4 protein-coding genes are annotated in these 7,360 nt (G+C 52.6%); all 4 read right to left on the minus strand.

Annotation, left to right across the window (positions count from 1 at the left end):
• Positions 1-2,572 (minus strand): beta-mannosidase (locus tag SCARR_RS27940; RefSeq protein WP_168433688.1); only part of this gene is annotated, 2,572 nt, incomplete at its 3' end.
• 97 nt (positions 2,573-2,669) lie between these two features.
• Entirely contained in the window at positions 2,670-4,121 is a 1,452-nt protein-coding gene (locus SCARR_RS27945; protein ID WP_136066096.1) for a sulfatase-like hydrolase/transferase, read from the minus strand.
• Between the two features lie 259 nt (positions 4,122-4,380).
• Positions 4,381-5,913: a sulfatase family protein gene (locus SCARR_RS27950; protein WP_136066098.1), complete on the minus strand. Its 1,533-nt coding sequence runs from the start codon at positions 5,911-5,913 to the stop codon at positions 4,381-4,383.
• 51 nt (positions 5,914-5,964) lie between these two features.
• Positions 5,965-7,360, minus strand: a 1,396-nt coding sequence (locus SCARR_RS27955; protein WP_136066100.1) for a sulfatase-like hydrolase/transferase, incomplete at its 5' end; no start/stop codon positions are given.

Raw genomic sequence — 7,360 nt, forward strand, 5'->3', positions numbered from 1 at the left:
TGAGGTGAACAGAAACTTCGGTTCCGGGCAGCAAATCAAAATAGTTATCGCTGAAGAATCCGTCTTCGTCGCCAATGGTCAGATAAACATTCTTCGCCAGCTGATCCGTTTTTAAGGTGATTTCAAACCCGTCAGAGACCGATTTGATTTTATGCGTCACCGTCGCCTCGGGAAGCTCCAGATCTTTGACGCGGCGGAAGTAATAGAGCGCATCAGCCTGCACGGCGCCCTCTTCGACCCATTCGGCAAGAAGCACAGCCTGGGTGTCGTCAATGCCTTCAAGAATCTCCTCACGCGGAATGGAACAGATGACGGTTGATGTGTTCGCCGGGACGGTAGCGTCGAGGGTTTTTGTCCAAAGCAATTTTCCATTGAAGTCCATCACCCGAAGGCGAAGAGTTCCGGGGAGCGGTTGGAGTTTGTCGGAGACGATGTGAAGATCGAGAACCCCCTCTTTTTCAAACGGAGAAATCAAAATGGGCTCGAAGGCCTTTTTCATAAAATACTGCTGCGCTTTCCAGCGCAGCGAAGAGTCCATGGAACTCCAGGACGCGACCGGCCAGCAGTCGTTGAGCTGCCAGTAGAGCGTTCCCATGCAAAACGGCATCGCCCGGCGATGCGCCTCGACGGCATATTTAATCAGCTCCGCCTGCAAGACCTGACCGACGTGAAGGAAGGAGTCGAAGTCTTTGGTTTTGCGATAGCTTTGAAGCAGATAGTGGTCAATGGCTTCGTTGCCCACAGGCGAGCGTTGGTGATGCTTCATGACGTCGGTTAACAGTCCGTAGTCCTCCGGGAGCGCGAATTCTTTGATGGTACGCAGCTCCGGGAACGACTGAAATCCATACTCGCTCATAAAACGGGCGATGTGGGTGGAATAGGTTTCATACGGCTTCTTCTGATGCCAGACGCCCCAGTAATGTTCGTCGCCATGTCCCAAACCTACCGTCCGCGGGTTGACTCCCTGTCCGGCGGAGGGGCTGGACGACCAATAAAAACGTCCGGGGTCTTCCGCCTCGATGACGGATGGAAGGATGTCGTGAAAGATCCGTTCATACCCATTGGAGACGACAGCCCACGCGCCTTCAGGATCCGAACCGCCCAGGCCATGTTCTATGAGTTGCCGTTTCGCCCACGGCAATGCCGTTAAGATTTCGTTATTGCCACACCAGATGGAAACCGAGGGGTGGTTGCGCAGACGTTTTACGTTATCAATGGCTTCCTGACGAACGCTTTCGAGAAAGTCGTCATCTGAGGGGATCATGGCGCAGGCGAACATAAAGTCCTGCCAAACCAGAATACCGTTTTCGTCGCAGAGGTCGTAGAAGATGTCGTTTTCATAGAAGCCTCCGCCCCAGACCCGCAACATGTTAAAATTGGAGTCGACGGCCGTCTGAATGACCTTGCGGTATTTGGCGTCCGATACGCGGGTCGGCAAAATATCGTTTGGAATATAGTTCGCGCCTTTCATAAAGACGGGGATGCCGTTGACTTCGAAGAAGAACGAGGTCCCCATATCGTCTTTTTCACGCACGAGCTTGACGGTTCGAATGCCCGTCCGGTGGGATTTGCGATCGATTCGCTCCCCTTGTGTAAGGGTTCCGGCAATGTCATAGAGGTGGGGCTCGCCCAGCCCGGCGCACCACCAGAGTTCCGGGTTCTGGATTTCAAAGTCGAGACGACAGGTGTTGATCCCGGCGTTGAGTTGCACGGCTTGTTCGGCAACGGACCCCTCATCCACAAGAATCGCAAGAGTGGCTGCGCCCGCGGATTCGGCTTCAATTTCAAACACCGCGGTTAGTTGCGCGCATGCTTCCGACTGACTGTTTTGAAGGATACGCAGGTCTGTGATTCGCGATTGATTCCACGCGTTGAGTTTTACCTGGCGCCAGATGCCGCTGGAAACGAGGCGCGGCCCCCAGTCCCATCCGAAGTGATAGAGCGCTTTTCGATTGAAGACAGATACTTTCTTTCCACCTGGCACTTGCCCGAACTTGGCCCGATCGTTTTTGGAAACTGGAATGATATAGTCTAACTCATCGTATTTTTTAATTCCCTCAGCAAGGGGAGAACGGAAAAGAATCCGGAGTTCATTTTGCCCCGGCTTGAGCTGAGTTTTTACATCCACTTGCCAGTTGCGGAACATATTATCGGCGGAAAGAATCGTTGACCCGTTCAAGTAGACGTCGGCGTGGGTGTCGAGTCCCTCAAAGTCGAGCTCTACACGGTCGTGATTCAACAGCGTCGAATCCACGTCAAAGGTGGTTTTGTACTCCCAGTCAAACTTGTCGACCCATTGAAGGTCAACTTCGTTGAGCCGCCAGAAGGGATCGTTGATGATACCGTTGTCCAGCAGATCGGTGTAGTTGCATCCGGGAACGGTTGCGGGATGCCATTTTGCGGTTCCGACCTGACGGAAACTCCACTTTTCATGCAGGTCCACTTGGACCGCTCCGGTTTTCTCACACCCCGTGCCAATAAAAAGATTCAGATGATCCACTGGACGTTCGGAAAAACCGAGGGACGCCACCAAAAGACCCGCCAAAAGAATTGATCTATAATGTCCTGTCATAAAATTCCTTTGATTGCGATACCGCCAGCTCTGGAAACGCACCATGGATTTGCACCCCAAACAGCCCCGTCCATCGTGTCAGCATGGCATCAGATTATTAATGCATCTCTTCCTGGAACCGGATCGCCATTCCGCGCAGCTTGGTTTTCACATTCCAAACCCTCACCTGTTCAACATCCTCCGGGTCCGTCGACTCCATCATAGCTTCTGACGGCCACCCCACCTTCACCTCATTCCGTTCTCCTGGATCACGATTCAGGTTAAACAATTTCAGTGTGGGGTTCAGATACAACTTCCACGGGCCATAACGGACTGCGGCAAGCGCCCCCTGAGAGCCATGATAAAAGAAGGCGTTCAAATACTCCTCCTGCGTAAAATAGTCCGACCACTCATACCCCAGATGGAATGGACGTCGAAGCGGAACATCCGCATTCAAAGAAACGGAGGCATCAAACGCGGGGATCTCATCGGTTTTCCCGGCCAATAGAGCACTCAAATCGCGACCGTCAAGGATCACGTCTCCCGGAATCTTGACTCCGGCCAGCGAGGCCAGTGTCGGATAGCAATCCATCATGTGCGCCACAACGTCTGACTCATGGCCTTCGCGCACTCCGGCACCGGCCGCAATAAAGGGAACGCGCAACCCGCCCTCAAAAGTCGTCAGCTTATTGCCGCGAATCGGCTGATCGGCATTGCGCCCCGGCCCGCGCCCGTTATCGGACGTATAAACCACCACCGTATCATCCGCAATGCCCAGTCGCTTCAGCGTATCCAGCAACCGACCGGTATGAAAATCCATCTCCTGAATGGCGTCGCCATACTCCTGACATTTTTTCCAATTTGAGGTTCCGACAAACTCCGGACTCACGCCCAATGGGTCATGCAACATGGTATGCGGGAGATAAAGAAAGAAGGGTTTTCCTTCGCTGGAAACCTTCTCCATCCACGCAATAGCTTCGTCGGTGTATCTTTTCGTGAGCTGATCCGCGCCCACACCACGTTCAAGCACCTCGCCATCACAAAGAAAAGGAATTCCGCCTTTGTCATCAAAGTGCGAAACCTCAAACGAATCCATGTTGTGGAGAATTCCGTAGTGGTGATCAAAGCCCTGATTCAGCGGCAGATATTCTTCCTTAAAACCCAAGTGCCACTTGCCGATACAGGCGGTCGTATATCCCGCGCCCTTAAAAAGCTCCGCGAGGGTCAAACGCTCCGCAGGAATTCCATCCTCCGCATCCGGCCGATGAACCCAAACATAGTTACCTGTTCGTCGCGGATAGCATCCTGTGATGAGCCCGGCGCGAGAGGGACTGCAAATGGGCGCGGCCGAGTAAAAATCGGTGAAACGCACACCGCTTTTCGCCAATGCATCAATCCGCGGTGTTTCAACCTCTGTGGCTCCATAGCAGCCGAGGTCGTAATACCCCTGATCATCAACGAAAATGAAGAGGATGTTCGGTTGTTTTGCAATCGCCAAAGGAGTCGCAAGCGAGAGACAACACACAGAAAATAGAATCAGACCGAGATACTTGGATATTGCTGTATTCATTAAACTCAAACTCCTTAAAATTATCTCAGCTTAAAGAGGGAGAACGTAACAATAAAATTGAGCCTCAAACAGCAACGTTATGTTGAATATGTGTGTTGATTTGTTTACACACTCAGTTTTGGCTCGGCACCTCGGCCTGACGCTCGAAGAGATCACCCGCGCCGCCGGCTAATCCCTCCGTTGCGCATCCGGGAAACAAACGGTGATGGCGAGTTCACCATTGGTCAAGTTTGTCGACGGACAAGTCGTGGACGTGTCGTTATTTTGCTTCTCGATCTCTTATCGAATCCAGCATGCCCTGTAGCTGACTAACCACTTCCGGATGGGTTCCGAACAGATTGTTCTCTTCCTTCGGATCCGCGTTCAGGTCATAGAGCTGGGGAACCGCCTGATTGGTCGCATTCTTTCTCTTGCCCAGGGGAACCGACTCCGGGAAACGACCTTCGATGTATTTCCATTGCTTGTGACGCACGGCATACAATCCAAGCGCGCTATGCGTTACAAACGGCCCGCGCTCCACTGCGTCCGCATCTGCTGAAAAAATGGAAGAGGCAAAACTGACGGAGTCGGGAGCACAGGAGGTCGATTCGCCGCCCTTCACCGGAACCAGCTCTTTGATGGTTGAAAAAATGTCGACCAGACTGATCGTTCGATTGCTTGTCCGCGCGCTCTTGATTTCATTCGGCCAGTGGACAATAAACGGGACGATGAATCCGCCCTGAAAGATGGTATGCTTATCGCCCCGCAGATCGCCGTTCAGCTTTAAGCCTGCCGCCTTAGCAATCCCTTGCGGTTTCTGAGGGGGCGAAAAGTCTGCGCCGTTGTCGCTCGTGAAGATCAGCAGCGTGTTTTCCAGTTTTCCGAGCAATTCCAGCTGATCGACAATTTGTCCGACCGAATCGTCGAGATCCTGAATAAAGTCGCCATACGCCCCCGCCTTGCTTGCGCCCTCGTTCTTGACCGACGAAACAATCGGACTGTGAACGGCAACCGGAGCAAAATAGAGGAAGAAAGGATCTTCAGGCGAAGCTGCCGAGACGTCCCGCATCCAATCGCAGGCTTTATCGGTTATCTTCTGCGTCACCTCGCGGGCGACGCGCTGCGGCGCATCATATCCGTGATACAGCTTATTAAACTCCCCTCGGTACTGCTTCACCTTCTTAGAGCGGAGCTGATAGACGCCTTCGTTTTCGATATAAACTTTTGCCACGTCGCCCAGATTATGCGGCACCGCAAAATGATAATCAAATCCGATATTTCTCGGGCCCGGCACCAGCGGCTGCTGAACATACGTTTTCAAAACATCTTCATTCGTATAGCCCAGATGCCATTTGCCGACGTGAGCCGTGTGATAGCCGGCTTTTTTCAGGTATGAGGCAATCGTCTCTGTTTCGGTATCAATCAGCAGGTCAAAGTTCCCCTCGTTATTCTTGAAACCCGCCGCAGCCACGACGCCCCACTTCAGGCGGGTACGCCATGCGTATTCGCCCGTCAGCATTCCGTACCGTGAGGGGGAGCAGACCGACGACGGTGTGCTCGCATCCGTAAAGCTGATTCCGTTTGCAACCAGCCGATCCATGTTCGGCGTATCAATCAATCCGCCGCTGTCCACGATCGCGTTCACACCGCCAATCCCGAAATCGTCAGCCAGAATGATCACAACATTGGGCCTGTCCGCAACCGCGCTGAATGCAATCCCGGCCAGCCCCACCAACAAACACTTAAAGCACTTATTCTTCATCATTTTACGCTCCATTTTCCGCACTTCCAACGCATCCTTGATTTCATACATTTTCTCTTCCGACAACGAATATCGCGAGAACAGAATAACCGCGATGATGATCTAACGAATCAACCCAGCATCGGAGGAAAAATCATCAATCTGCGGATCATCGTTGCGCTGCATCCAATCCAGCAGCTCTTTTTTCAACCTTTCAGAAACCCCGCGATATTCAGGAGAACCCATCAGGTTGTTCTCTGCCGCCCGATCGTTCATATAATCGTAGAGCTCTTCAGGAGCCCGATGCATGTAAGAGTCAACCCGCTCCGCAAGGGCCGGATCGGACTTTGCGCCCTTCAACATGGCACCAAACGTCATATTAGAAGGGTGAGTTACCCGCTTCTTGCCATGCATCATCCAATGGTTATAGATATAGGAATAACGCCCATCAAAGATCATTCTCATATTGCGATCCAACGAATACGTTCCGGGGTTCGAGTGATCGCGGCGCAACCGCCAACCCTTTGCTTTTACGCCATCGAGAAAGCCAGGATTCCCTTCCGAGAACATCTTTATATAGTTGGCATAGAGGATATCCTCGTGTCGAAATGTAACAACGTAATCCCTGAACCTAGACATCTTGCCTTCTTCAGCGGCCTGAAAAACTGGAACCAGAGAGTTTCCGTCAATCCCTTCCATAGGGGGGAGCTGCGCCAACTCCAAAAGCGTCGGCGTTATGTCGATCAGCGAAACGAGGGCGTTCGAGTTTTTCTTCCCCGCTCCCAACCCATCGGGAAACCGAAAAAGAATGGGCGTTTTATTGCTGTCCAAGTAGCAGTCAAACTTCCCGAACGGAAATGCCATTCCATTATCCGCCACAAAGACGACAACGGTCTGCCCCTCCACATCCGAATCGCGAAGCGCTTTCATGCAGGCACCCACCGTATCATCGAGCCGCCGCACCGAATTTGCATAATAAGCCAGCTCTTGGCGTACTCTCGGCAGATCCGGAAGAACCGTCGGCACGTTGATCTCCTCCGGTGAATAGGTGCGCGACGGGGACGGGATCTCCTGATAACGGGTCGGCATAAACTTCTTTTCCTCCTTCGCGTTCCCGGAGAACGGACGATGGGGGTCGGCGGAATTCGCCACAAAGATGAACGGGGCGTCTCGCTCTCTGGACAGCTCCGCGATCTGGCTTACCGACTTGTAAAACAAGTCGGGCGATCGACCAACGATGATATCCTCTTCCTGGATCCCAAACTGCTGCGCGGTATAATCCCAGGCGAAATTTTCCGCAGGCAGCATATGATGGACTTTGTGCAGCGTTGCCGTTATATACCCATGCTTTTTGAGCCTCGCCGTAACGGTTTCCACCTCTTTACCAATCGGAAAGAACCCCTTGCCGCCATACTTTCCGGGATAACGGCCCGTTAACATCGACTGCCGGGATGGCTGACAGACCGCGACCGTAGAAAACCCATTTTCAATATAGTAGCTCTGGCTGGCCAGACGATCC

Origin of the sequence: Pontiella sulfatireligans, from assembly GCF_900890705.1 — a bacterium.
In the GTDB taxonomy this organism is placed as follows: domain Bacteria; phylum Verrucomicrobiota; class Kiritimatiellia; order Kiritimatiellales; family Pontiellaceae; genus Pontiella; species Pontiella sulfatireligans.

What these genes read in the sequence shown, in the direction of transcription:
- SCARR_RS27945 (WP_136066096.1), bottom strand. Translation starts at nt 4,121, where the DNA reads ATGAATACAGCAATATCCAAGTATCTCGGTCTGATTCTATTTTCTGTG.
- SCARR_RS27950 (WP_136066098.1), bottom strand. Translation starts at nt 5,913, where the DNA reads ATGTATGAAATCAAGGATGCGTTGGAAGTGCGGAAAATGGAGCGTAAA.